This window comes from Paraburkholderia sp. BL25I1N1, assembly GCF_003002025.1.
Classification (GTDB): domain Bacteria; phylum Pseudomonadota; class Gammaproteobacteria; order Burkholderiales; family Burkholderiaceae; genus Paraburkholderia.
Genome location: NZ_PVZB01000024.1, coordinates 24,256 through 48,893, shown reverse-complemented (window position 1 = coordinate 48,893; position 24,638 = coordinate 24,256). Strand labels below are relative to the sequence as shown.

General features: G+C 62.2%; 26 protein-coding genes. 16 read left to right on the top strand and 10 right to left on the bottom strand.

Annotation, left to right across the window (positions count from 1 at the left end):
* Nucleotides 1-61 precede the first annotated feature (61 nt).
* The 5 genes from B0G73_RS29940 to flhD all read right to left on the bottom strand — a co-directional run bounded on the left by B0G73_RS29940 (nt 62) and on the right by flhD (nt 3,559).
* A complete protein-coding gene (locus B0G73_RS29940; protein ID WP_106284780.1) occupies nt 62-439 on the bottom strand; it encodes a response regulator in 378 nt (125 codons plus the stop codon).
* Between the two features lie 84 nt (nt 440-523).
* On the bottom strand, nt 524-1,531 hold the full coding sequence (gene motB, locus B0G73_RS29935; protein ID WP_106284779.1) for a flagellar motor protein MotB: 1,008 nt from the start codon (nt 1,529-1,531) through the stop codon (nt 524-526).
* Between the two features lie 21 nt (nt 1,532-1,552).
* Nucleotides 1,553-2,413, bottom strand: coding sequence for a flagellar motor stator protein MotA (motA, locus tag B0G73_RS29930; RefSeq protein WP_006050895.1), 861 nt, complete (start codon nt 2,411-2,413; stop codon nt 1,553-1,555).
* A gap of 213 nt (nt 2,414-2,626) precedes the next feature.
* Nucleotides 2,627-3,187, bottom strand: coding sequence for a flagellar transcriptional regulator FlhC (flhC, locus tag B0G73_RS29925; RefSeq protein WP_106284778.1), 561 nt, complete (start codon nt 3,185-3,187; stop codon nt 2,627-2,629).
* Between the two features lie 51 nt (nt 3,188-3,238).
* Nucleotides 3,239-3,559, bottom strand: a complete 321-nt coding sequence (flhD, locus tag B0G73_RS29920) for a flagellar transcriptional regulator FlhD (protein WP_168795559.1) — start codon at nt 3,557-3,559, stop codon at nt 3,239-3,241.
* Between the two features lie 706 nt (nt 3,560-4,265).
* On the opposite strand from flhD, the gene B0G73_RS29915 reads away from it, so the two are divergent.
* Complete coding sequence (locus B0G73_RS29915; protein ID WP_106284776.1) at nt 4,266-5,330, top strand: glycosyltransferase family 4 protein; 1,065 nt, start codon at nt 4,266-4,268, stop codon at nt 5,328-5,330.
* Between the two features lie 289 nt (nt 5,331-5,619).
* Here B0G73_RS29915 and B0G73_RS29910 read toward each other — a convergent pair whose 3' ends face one another.
* Nucleotides 5,620-5,922: an H-NS family nucleoid-associated regulatory protein gene (locus B0G73_RS29910; protein ID WP_007179981.1), complete on the bottom strand. Its 303-nt coding sequence runs from the start codon at nt 5,920-5,922 to the stop codon at nt 5,620-5,622.
* A 290-nt stretch (nt 5,923-6,212) separates the two neighbouring features.
* Between B0G73_RS29910 and aqpZ the strand changes: the two genes are divergently transcribed.
* The 3 genes from aqpZ (at nt 6,213) to B0G73_RS29895 (ending at nt 8,399) form a co-directional block, all read left to right on the top strand.
* Nucleotides 6,213-6,953, top strand: a complete 741-nt coding sequence (gene aqpZ / locus B0G73_RS29905; RefSeq protein ID WP_106284775.1) for an aquaporin Z — start codon at nt 6,213-6,215, stop codon at nt 6,951-6,953.
* A gap of 152 nt (nt 6,954-7,105) precedes the next feature.
* Nucleotides 7,106-7,801 carry a histidine phosphatase family protein gene (locus B0G73_RS29900; RefSeq protein WP_106284774.1) on the top strand — a complete coding sequence of 232 codons (696 nt, stop codon included), beginning with the start codon at nt 7,106-7,108 and terminating at the stop codon, nt 7,799-7,801.
* 286 nt (nt 7,802-8,087) lie between these two features.
* Nucleotides 8,088-8,399: a PXPV repeat protein gene (locus B0G73_RS29895; RefSeq protein WP_106284773.1), complete on the top strand. Its 312-nt coding sequence runs from the start codon at nt 8,088-8,090 to the stop codon at nt 8,397-8,399.
* A 162-nt stretch (nt 8,400-8,561) separates the two neighbouring features.
* Here B0G73_RS29895 and B0G73_RS29890 read toward each other — a convergent pair whose 3' ends face one another.
* Complete coding sequence (locus tag B0G73_RS29890) at nt 8,562-9,383, bottom strand: Cof-type HAD-IIB family hydrolase (RefSeq protein WP_106284772.1); 822 nt, start codon at nt 9,381-9,383, stop codon at nt 8,562-8,564.
* Nucleotides 9,384-9,515: 132 nt separating this feature from the next.
* Complete coding sequence (locus B0G73_RS29885; RefSeq protein ID WP_106284771.1) at nt 9,516-10,409, bottom strand: BadF/BadG/BcrA/BcrD ATPase family protein; 894 nt, start codon at nt 10,407-10,409, stop codon at nt 9,516-9,518.
* Nucleotides 10,410-10,549: 140 nt separating this feature from the next.
* Here B0G73_RS29885 and B0G73_RS29880 point away from each other — a divergent pair, with 140 nt between their 5' ends.
* Nucleotides 10,550-11,146 carry a DNA-3-methyladenine glycosylase I gene (locus B0G73_RS29880; RefSeq protein WP_166679058.1) on the top strand — a complete coding sequence of 199 codons (597 nt, stop codon included), beginning with the start codon at nt 10,550-10,552 and terminating at the stop codon, nt 11,144-11,146.
* 403 nt (nt 11,147-11,549) lie between these two features.
* The gene (locus B0G73_RS29875) at nt 11,550-11,975 is read left to right on the top strand and encodes a hypothetical protein (RefSeq protein WP_106284769.1); all 426 of its coding nucleotides are present in this window, start codon (nt 11,550-11,552) and stop codon (nt 11,973-11,975) included.
* Between the two features lie 211 nt (nt 11,976-12,186).
* Here the strand turns inward: B0G73_RS29875 and rpsU are convergent, their stop codons facing one another.
* On the bottom strand, nt 12,187-12,399 hold the full coding sequence (gene rpsU, locus B0G73_RS29870; protein ID WP_006050883.1) for a 30S ribosomal protein S21: 213 nt from the start codon (nt 12,397-12,399) through the stop codon (nt 12,187-12,189).
* Nucleotides 12,400-12,760: 361 nt separating this feature from the next.
* Entirely contained in the window at nt 12,761-13,702 is a 942-nt protein-coding gene (locus B0G73_RS29865) for an aldo/keto reductase (RefSeq protein WP_106284768.1), read from the bottom strand.
* A gap of 267 nt (nt 13,703-13,969) precedes the next feature.
* On the opposite strand from B0G73_RS29865, the gene B0G73_RS29860 reads away from it, so the two are divergent.
* The 10 genes from B0G73_RS29860 (at nt 13,970) to B0G73_RS29815 (ending at nt 24,638) form a co-directional block, all read left to right on the top strand.
* On the top strand, nt 13,970-15,115 hold the full coding sequence (locus B0G73_RS29860) for a flagellin (RefSeq protein WP_106284767.1): 1,146 nt from the start codon (nt 13,970-13,972) through the stop codon (nt 15,113-15,115).
* A 157-nt stretch (nt 15,116-15,272) separates the two neighbouring features.
* Nucleotides 15,273-16,790 (top strand): flagellar filament capping protein FliD, encoded by a 1,518-nt coding sequence (gene fliD, locus B0G73_RS29855; RefSeq protein WP_106284766.1) that lies wholly within the window; start codon nt 15,273-15,275, stop codon nt 16,788-16,790.
* A gap of 3 nt (nt 16,791-16,793) precedes the next feature.
* Nucleotides 16,794-17,108, top strand: coding sequence for a flagellar protein FliT (locus tag B0G73_RS29850; RefSeq protein ID WP_106284765.1), 315 nt, complete (start codon nt 16,794-16,796; stop codon nt 17,106-17,108).
* Between the two features lie 262 nt (nt 17,109-17,370).
* The gene (locus B0G73_RS29845) at nt 17,371-19,743 is read left to right on the top strand and encodes a tetratricopeptide repeat protein (protein WP_106284764.1); all 2,373 of its coding nucleotides are present in this window, start codon (nt 17,371-17,373) and stop codon (nt 19,741-19,743) included.
* Nucleotides 19,740-20,885, top strand: coding sequence for a dTDP-4-amino-4,6-dideoxy-D-glucose aminotransferase VioA (vioA, locus tag B0G73_RS29840; protein WP_106284763.1), 1,146 nt, complete (start codon nt 19,740-19,742; stop codon nt 20,883-20,885). The genes B0G73_RS29845 and vioA overlap by 4 nt, the downstream gene beginning before the upstream one ends.
* A 2-nt stretch (nt 20,886-20,887) precedes the next feature.
* Nucleotides 20,888-21,928, top strand: coding sequence for a ketoacyl-ACP synthase III (locus tag B0G73_RS29835; RefSeq protein WP_106284762.1), 1,041 nt, complete (start codon nt 20,888-20,890; stop codon nt 21,926-21,928).
* An 11-nt stretch (nt 21,929-21,939) separates the two neighbouring features.
* Nucleotides 21,940-22,167, top strand: a complete 228-nt coding sequence (locus tag B0G73_RS29830) for an acyl carrier protein (RefSeq protein WP_106284761.1) — start codon at nt 21,940-21,942, stop codon at nt 22,165-22,167.
* 10 nt (nt 22,168-22,177) lie between these two features.
* Nucleotides 22,178-23,242 carry a ketoacyl-ACP synthase III gene (locus tag B0G73_RS29825; RefSeq protein WP_106284760.1) on the top strand — a complete coding sequence of 355 codons (1,065 nt, stop codon included), beginning with the start codon at nt 22,178-22,180 and terminating at the stop codon, nt 23,240-23,242.
* A complete protein-coding gene (locus B0G73_RS29820; protein WP_106284759.1) occupies nt 23,239-24,003 on the top strand; it encodes an SDR family NAD(P)-dependent oxidoreductase in 765 nt (254 codons plus the stop codon). Before B0G73_RS29825 ends, B0G73_RS29820 begins: the two co-directional genes overlap by 4 nt.
* Complete coding sequence (locus tag B0G73_RS29815) at nt 24,003-24,638, top strand: NeuD/PglB/VioB family sugar acetyltransferase (protein ID WP_106284854.1); 636 nt, start codon at nt 24,003-24,005, stop codon at nt 24,636-24,638. Before B0G73_RS29820 ends, B0G73_RS29815 begins: the two co-directional genes overlap by 1 nt.

Here is a 24,638-nt window from a genome sequence, read left to right as displayed (position 1 = left end):
TTGGCTTGGGCTGCCGTGCCGCCGCGTCGAGAGCTTCTATAACTGGGTCTATGTGTGGCGCTTACGCGTGGTCTGGCTCGGCTAGCGCCGCCACCAGTTCGGTCAGCAGGTCCGGGTCGAGCGGCTTTTCGATCCAGCCGGTCGCGCCCGCGGCCCGTGCCGCTTCCTTGAACGGCTCGCCCGATTCCGTCGTGAGGACGAGGATGGGCGTGGCCTGGTAAGCCGGGTTGTTGCGCAGCGCGGCGATCAGATCGAGGCCGGTCTTGCCTGGCATGTACTGATCGGTGAGCACGAGGTCGAACGACTTGGCGAGCGCGTTTTCGAGCCCTTCGTTGCCGTCCGCCGCGAGCGTCACCTCGTAGCCTGCCGTCGTCAGCGTGGCGGCGAGAATCTGCCGCATCGATGCCGAATCGTCGATTGCCAGGATGTGCCTGATCATGAAAACCTCGCTGCACGTACGCTATGGTTCGTCCCGCCGTCCGCGCCGGCAGGGCGCGTGAAGCGGCAGGGCAACCGCTGTCTGTTACTGGGCCGACGGCACTGCCGCCGGCAACTTCGGTGCAACCGTTACCGGCTGCGCAAGCTTTTGCAGCAACGGCTTGGAGCCGGCTGCGTCGTCCGACAAGGTGGTCGTGGTGGAGTCGTCATGATTCAGCGCCTCCTCCGACTTCCTGTTCAGCACGATGATGCTGATGCGGCGGTTCTCCGGATCCATCGGGTCCGCCTTGTTCAGGTTCTGCGTCGACGCGAGGCCGAGCACGCGCATCACCTTCGCTTCGTCCATGCCGCCGCCGATCAGCTCGCGGCGCGACGCATTGGCGCGGTCCGCGGACAATTCCCAGTTGCTGTAGCCCTTCTCGCCGCCGGCGTACTGCGCGGCGTCGGTGTGGCCTTGCACGATGATGCGGTTCGGCACGTCGTTCAGCGTGTGGCCGATTTCGCGCAGGATGTCGCGCATATACGGCTCGACCTGATCTTTCGCGGTCGCGAACATGGGCCGCTTCTGCGAGTCGACAATCTCGATGCGCAAGCCGGTCAGCGTCGAGTCGATACGGATCTGCTGCTTGAACTGGCGCAGCACCGGATTCGCTTCGATCGCGGCCATCAGCTTGACCTGCAGATCGTGCAGGCGAACCTGCTCGCGACGCTCCAGTTCGCCCTGCAACTGCTTCACCGACTCTTCGCTGCCGTGCGCCACGCTATGCTCGGCGCGGTTGTTCGAGCCTTCGCTGGTACGCGTCACGCCTTGCGCGTCGGTCGAGATATCGCGGCCGCCGCCCTTCAGGATGCTCGAGTCCTCGGCGCTGCGGTCGCCGCCCCACAGCGTGATCTTCAACGGCTGGTTGAAGTAATCGGCAATGCCTCTCAGCTGCACCGTGGACGCCGAACTCAGCAGCCACATCAGCAGGAAGAACGCCATCATCGCGGTCATGAAGTCCGCATACGCGAGCTTCCACGCGCCGCCGTGGTGGCCGGCTTTCTTCGGGGCGGAGCGCTTGACGACAATGGCGCGGTCTTTGTCCTTGCTCATCGGTTCGGTTCCCGGCGCCCTTTATTTGGCCTTGACGCGGCGCACGTGCTCTTCCAGCTCGGCGAACGACGGGCGTTCGGTCGAGAAGAGCACCTTGCGGCCGAACTCGACGGCAATCGCCGGCGCGTAACCGTTCAGGCTGGCCAGAATCGTCACCTTGATGCACTGGAACATCTTGGTCGACTCGGTCACGCGCTGTTCGGCGACGCTTGCGAGCGGCCCGATCAGCCCGTACGAAAGCAGAATCCCGAGGAAGGTGCCGACCAGCGCCTGGGCGATCATCTCGCCGAGCACCGCGGGCGGCTTGTCGGCGGAGGCCATGGTGTGCACCACGCCCATCACCGCGGCCACGATACCGAACGCCGGCATGGCGTCGCCGACCTTGTTCAGCGCGTGAGCGGGCGCTTCGCCTTCCTGGTGATGCGTCTCGATCTCCTCGTCCATCAGGCTTTCGATCTCGAACGCATTCATGTTGCCGCCCACCATCAAGCGCAGGTAGTCGGTCAGGAATTCGATGATGTGATGGTCCGCGAGAATCTTCGGATACTGGGTGAAGATCGGACTCTTCGACGGATCGTCGATGTCCGCTTCCAGCGTCAGCGTGCCTTCCTTGCGCGCCTTGGCCAGCAGGACGTAGAGGAGCGCCATCAGCTCCATATAGACGTCCTTGTTGTACTTCGCGCCCTTGAACAGGGTTGGAATGACGCGCAGCGTGGCCTTGATCGTCTTCATTCCGTTACCCAGAATGAATGCGCCGACACCGGCGCCGACGATCATCAGCACTTCAACGGGCTGCAGCAGCGCGCCGAGATGGCCGCCTTCCAGCGCGTAACCGCCGAAAACGGACAAAAGCGTCACGAGTGTTCCCACGAAAATCAGCACTGCCGAGCCCTCACAAAGAAGCGACGGTGACCGTCGTTAATCTGGTTTACGGCAACGAAGCGGAAAACTTTGGCGGAAAAGCGGCTCGTCGCTCCGGTGTAAACCAGAGGCGGATGCGCCGGTCCGGCTGGACCGGGCGTCTCGCGGACGGCCTGGAAGGCCCGCCACACGGGAGATGGAAGGCGGCTCGCACGGCGGCGGCCGCCCGGTGGGTCAGGCTTCGAGAGCGGCGAGGCTCTCGCGAACCCGGGCGTCGGCGAATTTCTTTGTCTTACCGGCGCGCGAGGGCGGCTGGCACAGGCCGCAGACAAACGCATGCTGCGGATCGTGCGCATGCGCGACAAAATGCCCGCCGCAGCGGCAGCAGGCTGTCATTTGCAGCATTCCGGAACTGAAAAAGCGCACCAGAGTCCAGGCGCGCGTGAGGCTGAGCACAGGCTCGTCGTCGTGCAACTGGACGTGTTCCAGGTAGAGCCGGTAGCTCTTCACGATCGACTGGATCGTCAGGCAGCCGCCATGGCCGGCCATGAACCGGTAGATGTTGTAGAACAGCGAGGAGTGAAAGTTCGGCTGCCAGGTCATGAACCAGTCGGTCGAAAACGGCAGCATGCCCTTGGGCGGCGAGACCCCTTTCAGTTCTTTGTAGAGCTTGATGAGCCGGTCGCGCGACAGGCTGGTTTCCGCTTCCAGCAATTGCAAACGCGCGCCGAGCTCGATCAGTTCGATCGCCAGGGTGATCTCCCTGACTTCGAGCACAACACTTTTATAGGCCATCCGTTTGCGTTTCCCCCGTCCTGATCGCTTTGTTTGAATTACAACGTGCCATCAGCCGAGGTGCTCGACTGGTTGGCTTGCCATCAGGATCGCGGAATGCGCCTGGGCCACGGCGCTGGATTTGCCCTTGTCCGCCAGAGCGGACAGCACGGCATGGTCGTCGAAACGGAAACGGCACAACACCTGATTGGACGCCGCCAGCTTGACGGTCTGCGCCAACGACAGATTGGCGAGCACATCGGCTAACTGGTCCGAAATCCCCATGCGAAACATGCCCATTGGCTTGTCTTCGCGCAGCAATCGCTGGGCGAGCAGGAGATAAGACAGGTTGACTTCTCTGATCTCATTGAGCATTTCGCTTGTCGCGCTCATGATTCCCCCGGGGTGTATCTGGCTGGTCAGGCCGTTACGGAAACGTTTGCTCGGACGCGCGCACTTAAACCGCACGAATCGGCTCGTTTCTGGTCTTGCGAGCATTGTGTCGAAAGGGGGAGCGGACGAAAATCGGACAGACACCCAGCCTTGTTGACGGATAAATCCGTCATTCGTGTAGGAATTTTTCCTACAAAGACAAGTCGGGGAGCGGTATGGGAAGGAGCAAAGGCGGGCGATGCGAACATTTCCATGCGCCCTAAACACGCTGCCTTCTCTGATGTGAACCAAACGGTGAGTTTGATCGACTCGTGGCCCGCACCGTTACAGCGGTGAGCGAGAATTATAAGACGTTTTCACTTCCCTGCAATGCGCACCGTGTAGGCGCCGCGTTCCACGTTTCAGGCCCACGCCTTGCTGGTGGCCTTTTGGCGTTTGAATAATCATCCGGCGGCGCTTGCTAATCAGGGAACTGCGCGGCCGGACGACCTGTAACGCGCCATGTTTCGCGCTGTAACAACATTAAGCGTTTGAAAAATAGCTCGAATTAGCGCGGCCGATCCCGATAATGAAGCTAAGGGATTACCCGATGCAGGTTCGGAACACCCCGGGCGGCGGCTTACCGCGCCCAACCGTCCGTCAGGCATTCGCTCCTCGCTCTACTCGAGCGCCGCTGTGCGATGCCGTTCTGATTAGGAGAAAACGAATGCGAATCGCACAAATTGCGCCGTTGTATGAAGCTGTTCCGCCGAAACTTTACGGTGGCACCGAACGCGTCGTGTCGTATCTGACTGAAGCGCTGGTCGATCTCGGCCACGACGTCACGCTGTTTGCGAGCGGCGACTCGGTCACCTCGGCGAACCTCGACGCCTGCTGGCCTCGTGCGCTGCGTCTGGACCCGACGATCCGCGATGCGCTCGCTCCGCACGTCCTGATGATGGAGAAGGTCCGCAAGGTCGCGCATGAGTTCGACGTGCTTCACTTCCACCTCGACTACATGCCGTTCCCGCTCTTCACGACAATGGACACGCCGTTCGTGACGACGCTGCATGGTCGCCTCGACTTGCCGGAACTGCAGCCGGTGTTCGATGCGTTTTCCAACGTACCGGTGGTTTCTATTTCGGATTCGCAGCGCGCGCCGCTGCCGCAAGCGAACTGGCTCAACACGATTTACCACGGTCTGCCGGAGCAACTGCTCACGCCGCAAACCCACAAAAAGCCGGAGTACCTGGCGTTCCTCGGCCGTATTTGTCCGGAGAAGCGCGTCGATACGGCTATCAAGATCGCTGCACAAAGCGGTTTGCCGCTCAAGATCGCCGCCAAGGTGGACAAGGCCGACCAGGAATACTTCAAGCGCGAAATCGAGCCGTTGCTGTCGCTGGCGCATGTGGAATTCGTCGGCGAGATTAACGAAGCGCAGAAGCCCGAATTCCTGTCCGGCGCCAAGGCGCTGCTGTTCCCGATCGACTGGTCGGAACCGTTCGGCCTCGTGATGATCGAGTCGATGGCGTGCGGCACGCCGGTGATCGCGTTCAACCGCGGTTCGGTGCCCGAAGTGATCGACCACGGCGTGACGGGTTACATCGTCGAGGACGTGCAAGGCGCGGTCGCGGCGCTGCAACGCCTGGACGAACTGTCGCGCACCGAAATCCGCGCCCAGTTCGAACGCCGCTTCAGTTCGAAGACGATGGCCCAGAATTACGTGGATGGCTATTCGGCACTGATCGACGCCACGCGCCGCCCGGTATTGCGTCAAGTCGCGGTGGGCTAAACGCCACGATCAAGCGGTTGGGCAGTTCTCGCTCAGCCGCTTGAATGTTGAAAGTCGCCGCTTACGGCGTTTCCGATTTGTCGGCCGATAACCGGCCGATTTGTCGTGTGAATCGTTTGCGCGATCGGCAAACCCAGATTATCCCGCTTCTTTGTCCAAAAAAGCCGCCCCTCGAGGGCGGCTTTTTAATACGGGTATGGATGCGCTTCCATCGCAGATTAGCACTCAACGAATAAAGGCCGAGTGCCAATAAACCTTCAGTTGGCTTTCGCCCCGACCGGCGATCGGCTTAAGCCGCGCCAATCAGAAAACGCTCGCGATTCTTACCGACGATCCACTTGGGCGGTTTGCCACGCCCGCTCCACGTATTGCCCGACTTCGGATCCTGGTATTTCGCCGGCAACGGCGCCTTCTTGGGCGGGCGGCCACGCTTGGCGGCGACCGCAAAGCCGAGGTCTTGAGCCGTCAGACCGTATTCAGCGATCTTTTGGCGGATGTCGGCGACCACATTGTCGATTTCAGTGCGCCGCGCTTCTTCTGCCTGTGCCTGCAATTTAGCGATCTGCGCCTTGAGGTCTGCATATTGAGACATTCCGGTTCTCCCTTTTTCTAGAACTCATTGGCTCGCAGACTAACTGCAATTATAAAAATTCGCAATGGACAAGAATACCGATTTAGCAAGATATCCTCTGATAATTATTAAGACCGGCCAATTGTAAAACGCCATCTTTATCTCGCAATAAAAAGGTAAAGGCGACGCCACATTGACAATTCTTGACACCTGATTTGGCGGCCTTTCCCTAGAATTGCCCGCTCAAGGCATGCAGACGGATTTAGTCGCGCGTGCTAGCGGAAGGCCCCATCTTTTTAGGATTACCAATCATGCAGTTGTCAAAGCGCCTCGCTGCCGAGTTGTTCGGCACTTTCTGGCTCGTGCTCGGGGGCTGCGGCAGCGCTGTCCTCGCCGCCAATTTCGCCGGCCCGGTTCACGGTCTGGGCATCGGCTTCGTGGGCGTGTCGCTCGCGTTCGGCCTGACCGTCCTGACTATGGCTTACGCGATCGGCCACATCTCCGGCTGCCATCTGAATCCGGCGGTGAGCGTCGGCCTGACCGTCGCGGGCCGCTTTCCGGCGCGCGATCTGCTGCCGTACATCGTCGCCCAGTTGATCGGCGCGGTGCTGGGTGCGCTGGTGCTGTCGCTCATCGCGTCGGGCAAACCCGGCTTCGACCTCGTTGCCAGCGGCTTTGCCAGCAACGGCTATGGCGAACGCTCGCCGGGCCACTACTCGCTCACCGCGGCATTCATTTGCGAAGTGGTGATGACTGGCTTCTTCCTGTTCGTCATTCTCGGCTCGACCGACAAGCGCGCGCCGGCTGGCTTCGCGCCGATCGCCATCGGCCTGTGCCTCACGCTGATTCACCTGATCTCGATTCCGGTCACCAACACGTCGGTCAATCCGGCACGTTCCACGGGGCCGGCGCTGTTCGTCGGCGGTGCGGCGATGGATCAATTGTGGCTGTTCTGGGTTGCGCCGATCCTCGGCGCAGTGATCGCGGGCGTGTTGTACCCGGTCATCGCTGAAAGCCGCAGCGGCAATTCGCAGAAGCTGGCGCTCGACTAATTCGCGCGCAGTCATTTCGGCAATAAAGCGGGCGCCTCGGCGCCCGCTTTGTTTTGCGGCCGATGGCGCCGAGGTCTCGATATCGCCGCGATGACGCACTCGCGCCCGCTGCTAGAATCGTGCGACTTCCCAAGCTCGCACAGGTGCTCCCTATGAAGCGTTTCCACGGATTCCTGCATGGCGTCGCGCTTGCCATTGGCGGCTTGTGCTCGGGTGTGCTGGCGCTACCCACGGCGCATGCGGCCGGCGGCCAGACGGAAACGCTCGTGTTCGTGCGGCACGGCGAGAAACCCGCCCAAGGCTATGGGCAGCTGAACTGCCAGGGACTCAACCGCGCGCTGGCCTTGCCGGCCGTGATCGCGGCCAAGTTCGGCAAACCGGATGCGATCTACGCACCCGATCCCGGCCAGCAGAAAGACGACAGCGGCAAGCCCTATTACTACATCCGGCCGCTTGCGACGATCGAGCCGACCGCCATCCAGTTCCAGATGCCGGTGCAAACGCCCTATGGTTTCGCTCAAATCGACCAGCTCGGCACCGCGCTCGTCAACCCAGCCAATCGCAACAAGCTCATCGTCGTCGCGTGGGAACACAAGCTAATCGTGAAGCTATTGCGCCAGATGATGACCGCGCATGGCGGCAATGCCGCCGATGTCCCGAACTGGAAGAGCGACGACTTCGACAGTATTTATATTGTTCGCCTCGACTGGGGTAACGGCACCGCGCGCGCCAGCTTCAAACACGATCGACAGGGGCTGGACGGGCGCGCGACCGATTGCCCTTGCGCGCAGTTGCAAGGGACGTCGGCGGCGGCTGCGTCGGCGGCTTCTTCGAGTGCGGCAGATTAATCGGGTAATACAGATGTAAGCCGCAATTACGCAAGCGGCCATTTGATTTGAGTACAGCGAGGCGACGGGCGCGATCCGGCGCGGTTCGAGGAGCCGCGAATCCTTAGCTGACGGGGCTTTGACAGAGTGGCACTGGGCGCGCCGTGTACCTATGCAGGGCTCCTCACACCTTTCAAATCCTGCGACGATGCTTGCAGTCCGTAACATCTCGTCGCAGTACCCATCGACCGGAATGCGTAGATTGATCCTGTGCGACAAACATACGTCGCCTCACAGGAGAACAAACATGAAACGCATCGTCACTCACTTGCTGGTTGCTGCAGGACTCGCGGCGGGCGCATGCGGTGTCGCGCAAGCGCATACGGATCTGAACATCGGCCTGTCGCTCGGCGCACCGGTTTATACCCGCCCGGCTCCGGTCTATGTCGCGCCGCAGCCCGTCTACTACGGCAACGGTGGGTGGGACCACCGCTACGATCGCGGCGACTACTACCGTGGCGACCATCGATATGATCGCGACTGGCACCACAATGATCGCGGCTGGGGCCACGATAACCGGGGCGACCATGACAACCGCCGCGGCGGATGGCACGGGTAATCTTCCGGCTGCGCCTGCCGTCGGCCGGTGAGACAGTTTGCCGACTTTGATGGACCTTTGGTCGCGCAACGCCGTGACTCGCAGCCTCAACCAACCGGTGCGCCCATTCGAAAGACGCGGCCTGCATTCATGAAACTGGATGCGGGCCGCTTCCATTTCCGCTCAGGACATCAGTTCGTCGTCGAGCGAGAAAAGCTTGCGCAGATGGTGAGCGACGCCCGCTTCGAAGTTGTTGCCGATGCGCGGCACGTTCGGCAAACGCGTGATGAGGTCGGGATTGGCGTTGTTCATCATGAAGGGATGGCCGGCCGTTTCCAGCAGATCGATATCGTTCATGTTGTCGCCGAAAGCGACGCATTGCGAGGTGTCCACGCCAAGGCGTTCGAGCACGATGCGCAGCGCGCGGCCTTTCGAGACGTTCGCCGTCATCACTTCCAGACAGTCCGGCAGCGAATAGGTCACGTATAAGGCATCGCCGAATTCGCGGGCGAGATTGGCCGCGACCTGCGCAAGATCAGCGGGATCGCCGATGTAGAGGGCCTTCGCGATGTCGACACCGTCGTGTTTCGGCAGGTCGGTCACCTCGTAGGTGAAGCCCGAGTCCTGGTGAAACTTCAGCAGATCCGGCGCGTCGCGGTCGATCAGCCACGCCTGATCGGCGAACAGGTTGACGATCACGCGGCCATGCGCGCCGGCGACTTCCGGCTGTACCAGTCGTTGCACGATAGCCGGAGGCAGGTCGTCGGCGTGAATCACCGTGTTGTCCGGCGCGTGGATGCGCGCGCCATTGGACGTAATCAGATACGGATTGATGCCCAGCACGTCGCGGATGCCGGCGACGTCGCAATAGTGGCGGCCCGTTGCAATCACGAACTGCAACCCGTCGCTTTCAAGCTTGCGCACAGTGGCGATCGTGAACGGGTCCACCTGGTGATCCGCGTTGAGCAGCGTGCCGTCGAGATCCGTGGTGATGACTTTGTACATAGTTTGGGCAGCCGGGCAGCGTCGAAGCTGCGTATTTTACCGTTGCCAGCCGCATTCGACGGAACGCGTTCGCCGTGCGCGACGATTCTCAGCCGCAAGCGCACGACTCACGTGCGCCGCGGTTCACCGTTTTCAGCCGCCAATGCGGGCTGCTTCACGTCGCGCTAACTGCAATCCACCGTGCGCCGAGTCGGCCAGCGGTTCGCGTAAACGCGCTTGATAGATCTGCGGCACGTACTCGCGCAGCGGCGCGCCGAGGCCGCCGCACAATGCGACCGGCAGGCTCGCCGACGGGTCCAGCGCGGCAATCATCTTGCCCACCTCGATGCCGGCCTCGCCGAGCAAGCGCGCCGCGAACGGATGCGCGCGGTGGGCAATGACAATCGGCGCGAGCCTCGCGTAAGCCGTCTGGTTGGCTTCGCAGAGCCAGACGACGAGGCTGTCGCGGTCGTGCGCGCCGGTGTGCGCGCCGATGTGCGCGACCAGGGCCCGCGCAAATTCGTCGATGGGACCGCGGCCGTCCAGCGCATGCTGGGCATGCACGATGGCCCGCAGTCCAAGCCACGCGCCGCTTGCTTCGTCGCCCGATGGAAAGCCATAGCCGCTGACCTGGCGGCATTCGCCCTCGCCGTCCAGCACGGCCGCCACGCTGCCGGTGCCGAGCGCGACGATCACGCCGCGCGCGCCGCCGTGTGCGCCCAGCAAGGTGGTGTAGGCGTCGCTTTCCACGGCGAGTCCCGCCAGCGCGGGCGCTTGTGCGCGAAACGCCGCCAGCCAGTCGCGATTGTTGACGCCTGCCAATCCGCAGCCGAGCACGCAGCGCGACCAGTCCAGCGCCTTGCCGGCGCTCGCAAATGCTTCGCCGCAGCCGGCCGCGATAGCCTGCCACGCACGTTCGACGCCGAGCCCCAAGCCCGACGGCCCGCTTGCCGCCTGCGCCAACTCGCGGCCTTGCGCGTCGCCCAGCACGACCCGGGTGCCGCTGCCGCCGCCGTCAATGCCGATCAGAAAGAAGTCTGTGTTCATGGAAACGAGTGAGTTCCGGGGATGAATAACGCATAGCGTGGCAGGTCAGTTTCAATCCGGCAATCGGCCGAATGGCCAGCTTGCAGTGCGCTCGGCTTCGGCTATGCTGGCGGGCGACATCACAACGCAGGAGCGCGACAGTGACACAGCGATGCAACTGGGTATCGAGCGAAGCGCTCGCACAGTATCACGACGCCGAATGGGGCGTCCCCTCGCGCGACGACCAGCATCTGTTCGAGATGCTCGTGCTGGAAGGCGCTCAGGCCGGCTTGTCGTGGTCGACGATTCTCAACAAACGGGCCGGCTATCGCCGCGCGTTTGCGGACTTCGACATCGCCAAGGTCGCGCGGTTTACGCCGAAGCACGTGGATGCGCTGGTGGTAGACGAAAGTATCGTGCGCCACCGCGGCAAGATCGAAGCAGCCATTACCAATGCGCGTGCCGTCCAGCAGATTCAGAGCGAACACGGCTCGCTTGCCAACTTCGTGTGGTCGTTCGTCGACCAAACGCCTATCCAGAACGATTGGACTTCTTACAAGCAGGCACCTGCGTCGACCGACATTTCGGACGCGCTGAGCAAGGGGCTGAAGCGCTACGGCTGCAAGTTCGTCGGCTCGACGATCTGTTACGCGTTCATGCAAGCAGTCGGCATGGTGAACGACCACGAGGCGAGTTGCATGTGTCGCGCGCGATGCGCGGCGCTTGGCAAGAAAGGACGTAATCGTAAAGCGGGCTGAGGCGGCCCGGCATTCGCCCACGCTTAGTGCCGCTGTTCTAACAAAGGACGGCGGCTCAGGGAAACTCCCAGGCGCCATGGCGCGCGCCCGGCAAGCACCTCGCGGCGCAAGGCCTGGAGGACGCGAACACGACGCCTCACGACGCCGGGTTCGGCGCGATGCGCCCATCCGGTAAAGCCCTGCTGCGCTTCCCGGGCATGTCGGTCGTTATACGGTTATGAGTTGCGGCTGCGGCAGTCGGCGAAACCTGCGGCGTGGAGTGCATCGCGGAATACGAGCCAAACCGGGAATTGGCGCCTTTTTGCCACGCTAGTCCGGCGTTCGCCGAATCGAGCACGCTCGATACTGCAAGTCATGCGCTCGAACAACGAATAACCGCTGCGTAACGCGTGGGAGACCAACCATGAAAACTCTTAGCTTCCTGACGCATCAGGAGATTTTCGACCAGGCCGTGGATCATTTGTTGGGCCAGAAGCGCGCCGCGCTACTGCCGCGAGGCGGCGGTGCTTACCGCGGCTACTGTGGCGGCTGCCCGGTCGGCAGCTTCATCAAACCGCGCGACTACATGACCGCGATGGAAGGCATTCCGGTGCGCTTCATCGGCAAAACGCCTGCGGAGATGCCGGCATATATGGACGTCGGCGTGTCCGCACTGAAGAAGGCGCTGCTGCGCTCGCGCATCAACGTGTACGACGCGGCCACCGTCGACCTGCTTAGTTGCCTGCAAAACGTGCACGACGTTTTCGGCACTTGGGAATGGCTGGAGCGCCTGGCCTCTATCGCCCGTCAGTTTGGCTTGTCCGCTGACCGGCTGAAAAGCGCGGCGTAGGCAGAAAAAAACCCGCTTGGATGCCGCGGCGGCGCCACGCTGCGGTGTCGCGGCGCACCGGCAACGGTTCCACTAACCGGCGCTCCGGAGTCACCGAGGCCGCATTCGTCCATTCCAGACTGAGCGCTCCATTTGGCGCTCCAAAAGCAAAACGGCGATGTGGCTTCTTTCGAAGCTCACACCGCCGTTCGGCCGTGCGGAAAACGCGTGCTTAGTGCAGCTTTTTCGGCAGCATCTGGCTGCGCAGACGCTTGTGCAGGCGCTTCACAGCAGCAGCCTTCTTGCGCTTACGTGCCGTGGTCGGCTTTTCGTACGATTGACGCTCACGCAGTTCAGCGATCAGGCCATTCTTTTCGATTGCGCGACGAAAGCGGCGAATCGCCACTTCGAACGGCTCGTTTTCTTTCAGAAGAATCGTCGTCATTTAATTCCTAACTCAATCACTTGATAGGGGTAAATTGCGTGGCGGCATACCGCTCACGCGCCGGCCCGCCGGTCGTTTCAGTTCATGGCCAGTAACAGGCAAACGCGGGCAGAACCCGGCCAAACCACGAATGAAACGGAGGCAAAGCGGCCACGGAGGCCGGAAAAGAGAGGTGGGGAGTTCACCGCGGAACGCGGACAGACATAATGCAAAAGCCGCGTCTGCTGCTGTTTCGCCAACCTTTCATCAATAAAAAAGCTTTGACGAAACAGGCAAAGATCTCAATTCACTCCCGATGATATCAGGAAACTCTCCATCCTACCAGGGGTTTAGGGATTGCGCCAGGTCGCCTATTGCATGCTCAGGCGCTCGCTTCGTCCAGTTCACGGATATCGGCGCCCGTGAGCATCAGATGCACGGCCGCCACTAGGCTTTTGAGTTGCTCGACAGAAGTAGCGCTGGCAATCGGGGCCGTAACACTGGGTCGCGCGATCAACCAGGCCAGAGCGACGGTCGGAGGCGTACTGCCATGCGCGTCGGCAACCCGATCCAGCGCGTCGAGAATTCGCAAACCGCGATCATTCAGATACTTTTCGACCCGGCTGCCGCGCGCCTTATTGGCCAGATCCGCCTGCGAACGGTACTTCCCGGACAGGAAGCCGCTCGCCAGACTGTAGTACACCACCACGCCGAGCTGGTTGGCGAGCGCCACCGGTTCGATGTCGCGCTCAAATTCGGCGCGATCATACAGGTTGTACTCCGGTTGCAGCACCTGGTATTCGGGCAGGCCGTGCTGCCGGGATACGGCCAGCGCTTCCTCGACCCGCGCGCCGCTGTAGTTCGACGCGCCAATCACCCGCACCTTGCCCGCCTCGATCAGCTTCTGATAAGTGCCCAGTGTTTCGGCGAGCGGCGTTTCGGTGTCGTCGTCGTGAGAAAAGTAGACGTCGATGTAGTCGGTCTGCAAGCGCCGCAGCGAATCCTCAACGGCCGCCTGAATGTTGGCCGCCGACAGCCCCTTGCGCTGCGGATGCTTCGAAACCTTGGTGGCGATCACGATCTTGTCGCGCTTGCCGCTCCGACGGAACCACTTGCCGATGATCGTTTCCGATTCGCCGCCCTGGTTGCCGGGCACCCATGCGGAATAGACATCCGCGGTATCGATAAAGTCGAGACCGGCGTCGACAAACGCATCCAGAATCGAAAACGAGGTGGCTTCATCGGCGGTCCAGCCGAAAACATTGCCGCCGAACATAAGCGGCGCGACCTGTAATTCCGAACGCCCAATCCTGCGGTTTTGCATGATGTCTCCAAGGTTTGTCACAAGAGAAAACGAGAATACGCCGTCTTTTCAATACCTGCAGTGCATCTGCCGGATAAGGCTGCAAGGGGCTTTCAGCCGCATTGCAATATGCCCGGCGTGGAAAGCGTCAGGTCCGTCATTGCATAAGTCCCTCAAGTTTTTTTTAGTGGGGCCGTCAACCTTCACTGAGGCGGCCAGCAATGAACGAGTGCTTCCGCCGATGCCAACGTGGCGTATTGGGCTCAAGGCTTATTTAGGAGATTTTCCATGCTCGGAATCAATAGCAACATCAACTCGCTGGTTGCACAGCAAAACCTTAATGGCTCGCAAAGCGCCCTTTCGCAAGCCATCACCCGCCTGTCGTCGGGCAAGCGCATCAACAGCGCGGCTGACGATGCAGCAGGCCTGGCAATCTCGACGCGTATGCAAACGCAGATCAACGGCCTGAACCAGGGCGTGTCGAATGCGAATGACGGCGTGTCGATGATTCAAACCGCATCGAGCGCACTGTCCTCGCTGACCTCCAGCCTGCAACGTATCCGTCAGTTGGCGGTGCAAGCATCGACCGGTTCGCTGTCGTCGAGCGACCAGGCCGCGCTGCAGAAGGAAGTTTCGGCGCAGATCTCTGAAGTGAACCGTATCGCGTCGCAAACGACGTACAACGGCACGAACATTCTGGACGGCTCGGCAGGCAGCGTGTCGTTCCAGGTCGGCGCGAACGTCGGTCAGACGATCAGCCTGGATCTGAGCCAATCGATGTCGGCAGCGAAGATCGGTGGCGGCCTGGTGCAAACGGGTCAAACGGTCGGCACGATCGCGGTCAGCCTGAACGCGTCGGGCGCATACACCAGCACCGGCGCGACGATCACGTCGGTCAACGTTCTGTCGGACGGCAAGGGTGGCTACACCTTCACCGACCAGAACAACACGGCCATCACCTCGGGCGTCTCCAGCGCGATTTTCACCGCAGGCACGGCCGCTGGCACGGGCACCGCCGTGACCAACCTGACGCTGAGCGCATCGGCAGTGACGACGGCAGGCGCAGGTTCCGCGGCAGCCGTCGCCGCAGTGGCTCAGATCAACGCGATCAACAACCCGCCGACGGTTTCGGGCCTCGACATCAGCACGGTCACGGGCGCGAACGAAGCGATGGTCTCGATCGACAACGCGTTGCAAACGGTCAACACGCTGCAAGCCGCATTGGGCGCCGCGCAAAACCGCTTCACCGCAATCGCGACGTCGCAGCAAGCTGAGTCGACCGACCTGTCGTCGGCACAATCGCAAATCACGGACGCCAACTTCGCACAAGAAACGGCAAACCTGAGCAAGGCGCAAGTGCTGCAACAAGCTGGTATCTCGGTGTTGGCGCAAGCTAACTCGAACCCGCAGCAAGTTCTGAAGCTCCTGCAGTAAGAGCTGATGCGGTAACGGCGATGCGTCGCGCGTAAGCGGGGCGCATCGCCGGGTTTGAAACGACGGGAGGCATGCCTCCCGCTGTGCATTTCGATCACGTAGTGATGTAGCATCGCGCACCACCTAATACAGATTTCCAGACGCCCGGAGCCTCTGCATGTCCTCGATCTCAACCTCGTCTTCTACAGCAAGCGCCAACGCCGCGCTGCAGTCGGCTGCTCAATCGATCATCAGCGGCTCGACGGGCAATTCGTCGATGGACGTGTCGACGCTCGTCACGGCACTCGTGAACGCGAAGGTCGCCGGGCAAACTTCGGCTCTGGCGGCACGACAAACCACCGACAGCACCACGCTGTCGGCGTACGGCGCGCTAAGCTCCGCGCTGAGCGCCCTCCAGTCGGGCATCACGAATCTCGCCAATGGCAACACGCTGGCGACGTTCGCGGCAACCGCGAGCGGCACCGGGCTGACCGCGACCGCCGGCGTCGGCGCCGTGGCCGGCAGTTATTCGATCGCCGTCACGCAGATCGCCAGTTCGCAAGCCTTGTCGTCGGCAGCCTTCGGCGCCACGACGCAGCTGGGCACCGGCACGCTGTCGATCTCGATGAACGGCAAGTCGATGGATATCAACGTCGACAGCACCAACAACACACTCTCGGGCATCGCGTCAGCGATCAACGCGAGCAGCAGCAACCCTGGCGTCACCGCAACCATCGTGACCGGCACGGACGGCGCCCACCTCGTGCTGCGCGCGGCGAACACGGGGGCGGCCAATGTCATCAACGTCTCGACCAGCAACATCACGAGCGACACCGGGCTGTCGAGCCTCGGCGTGACGTCGACGGCAAGCACCACGGGCGGCCAATCGACCATTACGTCGGCTAATTCGAGCAGCGCGTGGACGCAGAGCGGCTACGCGCAAGACGCGGAGTACACGATCGGCGGAATCGCGGGCAGCAGCGCGAGCAACGCGGTGACGGGCGCCATTTCAGGCGTGACGATCAACCTGACGGCGGCGGCGGTCGGCACGCCGGCTGGCACCCCGCAGACGCTGACCATCGCGCAGGACACCACCGCGCAGAACACCGCGATCAACAATTTCGTGAGCCTGTACAACACCGTCGTCACGACGATGTCCACGCTCACGTCGTTCAGCGCCGGGGCGACGTCGCAAGGCCCGCTGCTGGGCGACTCCACGCTGCAGACCATCAAGAACACGCTGGCCAACATCATCGGCGGCGCGGTCGGCTCGGGCAGCACCGGCACCACGCTGGCGGCGATCGGCATCAAGTTGAAGGACGATCCGGCCGACGGCACGATGGTGGTCGACAACAACGCGCTTAACACCGCGCTGACGAGCAGCCCGGCCACGGTCGCATCGCTCTTCAACTCGACCAACGGCATTGCCGAGCAGTTGAACGCCAGCATCACCACCTTCACGCAGACCGGCGGCATCATTGATACGCGCAACAGCGCGCTGAACGCCGACCTGAAGAGCATCACCACGCAACAAACCGCGCTCGCCGACTACACGACACAATTGACGAACCAGTATCAGGCGCAGTTCACCGCCCTGAACACGTTGATGGCGACCATGAATAACAATTCGCAATACCTGACCGCGCTGTTCGGCGGCACCAACAGCGCAGGCGCGCTGGCCACGAACAAGGGCTAAGCCATGACCGCGCACAACCTGAACCAGATGGAATTGGTCGAACGTGTGCTTTCGATCACGCGGCAAATCGAGCAGGCCGCCTCGCTGGCGGACTGGCCGGAAGCCGCCCGCCTGACCGAAACGCGTTCGCCGCTGCTGATGTCGCTCACCGCGGATCAGGAACCGGCGGCGCTGGACATGATCCGCCAGATCCAGGCGATCGACGCGGCGCTCCTCGCGGACGCGGCAGTGACCCAGAACGAACTGCATTTCGAGTTCGAAGCGGCGATCGGACGCACCAAGGCCGCCGGTGAATATCAGCGGATGGCGCGCCTGTAAAAAACCCGGAGCGGAGCCGCGCAAGGTGGCATCCGTTCCCAGGAGCCGGTTCAGCCGGCCGACCCAATAATAAGAACTACGTGCCGAAGTGAGGCGCGCTCGTTCCCTCGGCCCGCCTCGTGCGGGCTTTTTTCTTGCCTTCCGGCTTTCCGGCCCCTTCCTCCATACGCTAAACAGGCGGCCTTTTTACCGTCATCTCCGCGCATCGGAAAGACCGACCTCGTCGCACAATTTCCTCCATAGAACATTTTGCGCCGAGACCATGACTCTCCTGTACGAGCAGCCGCCTGCTGAACCCCTGACGCCCGAACAACAACTCGAGCAGGACATTGCGCTCGTGTTGCAAACGGCGCTCGACCATCACCACAAGGGCGAATTCGAAGACGCGCAAGCGCTGTATCGGGCCATTCTCGACGCAAATCCGAAACACGCCGACGTGCTGTACAACCTCGGCGTACTGCTCGGCCAGACCGCCCGCACGCCGGAAGCCCTGCCGCTTTTCGAGCAGTGCCTAGGACTGCATCCTCACAACGGCCAGTACTGGGCCGCCTACATCAGCGCGCTGATCGACGCCGGCGAAACCGCCGCGGCATGGCTGGCGCTCGAGATGGGTCAGAAGCAGGGCTTGAAGGGACCGGCGGTGGACGGCTTGATCGTGCGCATGGCCAATCCCGGCAAAGTCATCCATACCTTGCCGGTCGCGGCGCAGAAGCCGCAAGCTGAGCCGGCCGCTGCAACAGACACGCCGCCGACTGCGGAAAGCACGCGCACTACCATCGCATCGGGCCGCCGGGTCAGCCAGCAGGAAACCAACCGCTACACGGCGCTCTACAACAAAGGCAATGTCGTCGAGGCGGTGAAACTCGCCCGCTCCCTGACGCAACGCTTCCCCGCCGACGGCAATTCGTGGCGCTGGCTCGGCATCGCGCTGCACCGTCTGGGCCGCTATGACGAAGCACTTGCCCCGCTGCGCAAAGCCGCTGAACTGTTTCCCGAGGAACTCGAAAGCCGCACCGTGCTGGCCGATACGCTGCGCCTGAAAGGCTTGCCGGCGGAAACCGAGCAGGAGTGCCGCAAGATCCTCGCGATCAACCCGGAATATGCCGAAGCGCAGCGGATCTTCGGCATGTCGCTGGTTCATCAGGGCCGCGTGGCCGAGGGCCTGGCCGCCGCACGGCGCGCGATCGAACTCGCGCCGAACAATTCCACGGGGTACAGCACGCTTGGCGTGTTGCTGCTCGATCTCGGCTTCGTGGCCGAGGCGGAAAAAGAGTTCCGCGCAGCGCTGGAGAAGGATCCGAAAGACCACATCGCGGCCAACAACTTCCTCTTCACGTTGTCGCACAACCCCGAGATCGATCACGGCACGCTGTTCGCCGAGCACACCAACTTCGCGCGTCAGCATGAAGATCCGGTGCGCGCGCAATGGCCGCGTCACGTGAACAAGCGGTCGCCGGATCGCAAGCTGAAGATCGGCCTCGTTTCGGGCGACCTGTTCCGCCACGCCGTCGCGTCGTATTTGCTGCCGATCATGGAGCATCTGGCCAAGGACCCGAATCTGTCCTTGCATGTGTACAACAACCACATCGCCGAAGACGACTACACGCAGTTGCTGCGCAATTGCGCCGATGAATGGCAGCAGATCACCGGCATGCCGGACGCGCAACTCGCCAACAAGATCCGCGACGAACGCATCGACATTCTGTTCGATCTGTCGGGCCACACGGGCCGCAACCGTCTGCTGACGTTCGCGCGCAAGCCCGCGCCGATACAGGTGACCTGGATGGGTTATCCGGGCACCACCGGCCTGAGTGCGATGGACTACTACCTCGCGGACAAGTACGGCGTGCCGTTCGGACCGGCGGAAAAACAGTTCTCCGAAAAGATCGTCCATCTGCCGTCGAGCGCGACGTTCCTGCCCGAGCAGAGCGCGCCGCCGGTCAATATTCTGCCGGCCATGCATAACGGCTACGTCACGTTCGGCAGTTTCAACCGCCTGAACAAACTGCGCCGGGACGTGATCTCCTTGTGGGCCGGATTGCTGCGCGCACAGCCGACCGCGAAAATGTTGCTCGGCGCGATCGCCACCGACGAAGACGAACAGTTGCTGATCGACTGGTTCGCCGGAGAGGGCATCGAACGCGAGCGCTTGATGTTCCGCCGCCGTTCGAGCATTCCGGTCTACCTGCAGCAGCATTTCCACGTCGATATCTGCCTGGACACGTTCCCGTACACGGGTTCGACCACGGTCCTGAACTCACTGTGGATGGGCGTGCCCACGCTGACGATCGCCGGCGACACGCTGGCGAGCCGCGCCGGTACGACCTGGATGTCGCATGTCGGGCTCGAAGATTTCGTCGTCGCGAACAAGCAGGAATTCGTTGCGCGCGGCGTGGCATTGGCATCCGACATTCCCGCGCTCGCGGAAATTCGCACCAGCCTGCGCGAACGCTGCGCGGCCTCGGCAGCCTTCCGCCCCGACGTGGTCGCGGCAGGCGTCTCACGGGCACTGCGGATCATGTGGCAACGCTGGTGCGCCGGCGAACCGGCCGCCGCCTTTGAAGTTTCGATCGAAGACGTAACCGGCGCCGCCAGCGAAGCGCCCGTGCTGTCCGATAAAGGGGAATCCAAGTGAACGCAGCTTTGCCGCTTCGCGCTATCGAGTCACCGATCGACGAGCGTATCTACGTTACCCAGCCGCATCTCGCGCCGCTTGAAGAGTTCATCCCCTATCTCCAGCAGATCTGGGACAGCAAGGTGCTGACCAACGGCGGTCCGTTTCACCAGCAGTTCGAAGCGGCGCTGTGCAAGTATCTCGGCGTCAAGCACCTAGCTCTGTTCACTAATGGCACGCTGGCATTGCTCACCGCGTTGCAGGCGCTGCGTGTGACGGGCGAAGTGATCACCACGCCCTATTCGTTCGTCGCGACCGCGCACTCGCTGGTGTGGAACGGCATCAAACCGGTGTTCGTCGACGTCGATCCGGACACGCTCAATCTCGATCCCGCGAAGATCGAAGCGGCCATCACACCGCAGACCACTGCGATCATGCCGGTGCACTGTTACGGCAAGCCGTGCGATGTCGACGCCATCCAGAAGATCGCCGACAACTACAACCTGAAGGTGATCTACGACGCCGCGCATGCGTTCGGCGTTCAGACCGACACCGGCAGCGTGCTCGAACACGGCGATCTGGCGGTGCTGAGCTTCCACGCCACCAAGGTATTCAACACCTTCGAAGGCGGCGCGATCATCTGCCAGGACGCGAAGACCAAGCAGCGCATCGACCATCTGAAAAACTTCGGTTTCGTCGATGAAACGACGGTGGTGGCCTCCGGCATCAACGGCAAGATGAGCGAAATCAATGCCGCATTCGGTCTGCTGCAACTGCAGCACATCGACGAAGCATTGGCCCGCCGCGCGCAGATCGATGCGATGTACCGCGAACGGCTGCGCGACATTCCCGGCATCCGCTGCATGCAGAAAGCCGGCGAGAAGGTAGCGAATCACTCGTACTTCCCGATCCTCGTCGGTCCGGAATTCCCGATCAGCCGCGACGCGCTGTATCAGAAGTTCCGCGATCACGACATCTACGCGCGCCGCTACTTCTATCCGCTGATTTCCGACTTCCCGATCTATCGCGGTCTGTCGTCGGCACGCCGTGAAAATCTGCCGATCGCCCACGCGGCTGCGCAACAGGTGCTGTGTCTGCCGATTTTCCCGGCGCTGACCGACGGCATGCTCGAGCGCATCGTCGGACTCATCGCGGGCTGCTGATCATGACGTCCTCTGTTCGATCCGACCGGGTGCAAGCGCGCATTCTCGATATCGCTGGATTTCTGCCCGAGCAGATCCTGACGAACGAGCAGCTCGCGGCGCTCTATCCGGAGTGGCCGGCGGACAAGATCCTGGCCAAGACCGGCATTCAGCAACGGCATATCGCATCGGCCGAACAGACCGCTGCGGATCTGGCTTACGAAGCGGCTCGGAATCTCTTCGCCCAGGGCGCGGTGAACGTGCGGGACGTCGACTTCGTCATTCTGTGCACGCAGGCGCCCGACTATGTGCTGCCCACTTCGGCCTGCCTGTTGCAGGACCGCCTGGGCATTGCAACGCACGCCGGCGCACTCGACGTGAATCTCGGCTGCTCGGGCTACGTGTACGGGCTTTCGCTCGCCAAGGGTCTGGTGGAAACCGGCGCCGCACGTTGCGTGCTGTTGCTGACTGCCGACACCTATTCGAAATACGTGCACCCGCTCGACAAGAGCGTTCGCACCCTGTTCGGCGACGGCGCCAGCGCGACGGCGATTACCGCCGGCACTAACGGCGACGCCTCGATCGGCCCCTTCGTGTTCGGCACGGACGGCCGCGGCGCGCAAAACCTGATCGTCAAGGCGGGACTGTTTCGCGAGCCGAAGAGCCCGCAAAGCGCACTCAAAAAACCGGATGCGTCCGGCAACGTGCGCACAGACGAACATCTGTACATGAACGGCGCCGAAGTGATGGCGTTCTCGCTGGCCGAAGTGCCGAAAGCGGCGACCTCGCTGCTCGAAAAGGCCGGCATGGACCGCGAGGAAATCGATTTCTTCGTGCTGCATCAGGCGAACCGTTTCATGCTCGAAGCACTGCGCAAGAAGATGAAGGTCCCGGAAGCAAAGTTTCCGATCCTGATGGAGCAATGCGGCAACACCGTTTCCTCGACGGTTCCGCTCGCATTGAAGCAGATGAAAGACGACGGCCTGCTCACGCACGGCAGTCGATTGATGTTGTTGGGCTTTGGCGTCGGCTACTCATGGGCCGGCTGCATGGTGACTTACTAGCAGGAGTGGACATGGAAAACTTTTACGAAGGAATGGCCGAAATCTTCGAGATCGACGTGAGCCTGATTACGCCGGAACTCGATTTGCACGAGCACAACTGGGATTCGCTCGCCGTCGTGTCGACGATCGCTCTCGTCGACGACTGCTTCAACGTGATGCTGAGCGGCCAGACGTTGAACAATTGCAACACCATCGCCGACATCGAAGCGCTGATCAGCACGGCGAAAAAAGCAGCCTAAGGAGTTGAGCATGAGTTCGCCGGACTTCAGCGCAGGGCGCGAGTTACGCACGCAAGGCGCCCGCATTGCAGGCGTGGTGTCGTGCGTGCCGTCGAGACAGGTGGATAACGACTACTTCCTCGAGAGGTTCGACGCATCCGCTGTGCGCGACGTGGTCAAGATGATCGGCGTCAACCGGCGCCGCTGGGCGGACGCGCAGACGAGCACCGGCGATCTGTGCCGCAAGGCCGGTGACAAGCTGCTCGCCGGACTCGGCTGGCAGGCGGACTCGATCGACGCGCTGATCTTCGTTTCGCAAACGCCGGACTACCGCTTGCCCGGCACGGCGTTCGTGCTGCAGGCGGCACTGGGTTTGCCGACAGCGTGTCTCGCGTTCGACATCAATCTCGGCTGCTCCGGCTATCCGCAAGCGCTGTGGCTCGGCATGAACCTGATTCAGACCGGCGCGGCCAAACGCGTGCTGCTGGCGGTGGGCGACACGATCAGCAAGATGATCGACCCGACCGACCGCTCTACCACGCTGCTGTTCGGCGACGCGGGCACGATGACCGCGCTCGAAGCGTCGGAAAGCGAGGCGGCCGCGCACTTCATCATCGGTGCGGACGGCAAGGGCGTGCGCAACCTGATCGTGCCGTCTGGCGGCTTCAAGTCGTATGACGCCGCGGCCGACGAACGCATGGTCGGCAAATCGCCGGAATGCCTCTTCATGGACGGTGGCGAGATTTTCAATTTCACGCTGAACGCGGTGCCGAAGCTGGTCTCACGCACGCTCGACATCGCCGGCCGCGACAAGGACACGTACGACGCGTTCCTGTTCCATCAGGCCAACCTGTTTATGCTCAAGCATCTGGCCAAGAAGGCCGGCCTGCCGGTCGAACGCGTGCCGACCAATATCGGCGAGTACGGCAATACGAGTTGTGCATCGATTCCACTGCTGATGACCACCGAACTGAAGCACCGCCTGAAGGAAGAAACGCTGCAACTGGGCATGTTCGGCTTTGGCGTCGGGTATTCGTGGGCTTCGGCGGCGCTCGCGGTCGGGCCGCTCACCATCGTGGACACGATCGAGACATGACACTCTTTGCTGACAACTGCCTCGCCGGCGGCCTCTATCTCGTGACCGGCGCATCGTCGGGTATCGGCCAGGCCAGCGCGAAACTGATCGCTAGCCTGGGCGGCCGCGTGATTGCCGCCGGGCGCGACGAGACTCGCCTTCAGACGACGGTCGCCGGACTTCACGGCAGCGGCCATGCTCCCGCCGTGGCGTCGCTCGCCGACGCCGATCAAACCGCCGAATGGGTGAGCCACCTCGCAGAGACGCACGGCACGTTTGCCGGCGTGTTTCACGCCGCCGGCGTCGAGCTGATTCGTCCCGCGAAGCTGACGAAACAGGAACAACTGGACCAGGTGTTCGGCAGCAGTCTGTATGCCGCGTTCGGGATTGCCCGCGCGGGCAGCAAGAAGAACGTGATCGCGGACGGCGGTTCGCTCGTCTTCATGTCCTCGGTGGCCGGTTCGACGGGTCAGGTTGGCATGACCGCGTATTCCGCCGCGAAGGCCGCTATTGACGGATTGGTCCGCTCGCTCGCCTGCGAAATGGCCCCGCGCAAGATTCGCGTCAACTCGATCGCGGCCGGCGCGGTTCACACCGCCATGCATGACCGGCTGACGGGCGGCAGCCCCGATGAAGCCTTAGAGGCATATGAAAAGAGCCACCTTCTCGGTTTCGGCGAGGCCGACGACGTCGCGCAATCCGCGCTGTTCCTGCTGAGCGAGGCGAGCCGCTGGATCACCGGCACGACGCTGGTCGTCGACGGCGGATACAAGGTTCGATGATGGTGACGCGACTGATCGTGGCCGGCTGTGGCGCCTTCGCGCGCGAACTGATCAATTGGGCAGAAGACGCGGCCGATGCGAGCCGCGGTGCACGCATCACCGGTTTTCTCGACACGAATCCGGCGGCGCTTGAAGGTTACCCGTCGTACCAACTCGAATGGCTTGGCGACATCGACGACTACCGCCCAAAAGACGGCGAAGCGGTGATCGTCGCAATCGGCGATCCCGCTGCCAAACGTGCGGTGGTCGCGCGTCTACGTGAACGCGGCGCAGCGTTCGCGACCCTCGTGCACCCGACTGCAGTCATCGCGCGCTCGGCCGTGCTCGGCGAAGGCGTGGTGGTGTGTCCCCAGGCGGTGGTGTCGGCGGACGCCCATGTCGGCGACTTCGTCGCGATCAACGTGCTGTCGAGCGTGGGCCACGACGTCAAAGTCGGCGCGTACTCGACATTGAGTTCGCACGTCGATCTGACCGGCTTCGTGCAAACCGGCGAAGACGTCTTTCTCGGCAGCGGCGCGAAAGTGCTGCCGAAGCTCACGATCGGCGCGGGCGCGAAGATCGGCGCCGGTGCGACTGTGATGCGCTCGGTTGCGAAAGATGCCGTGCTATACACCACGCCTGCCAAGAGACTTTGA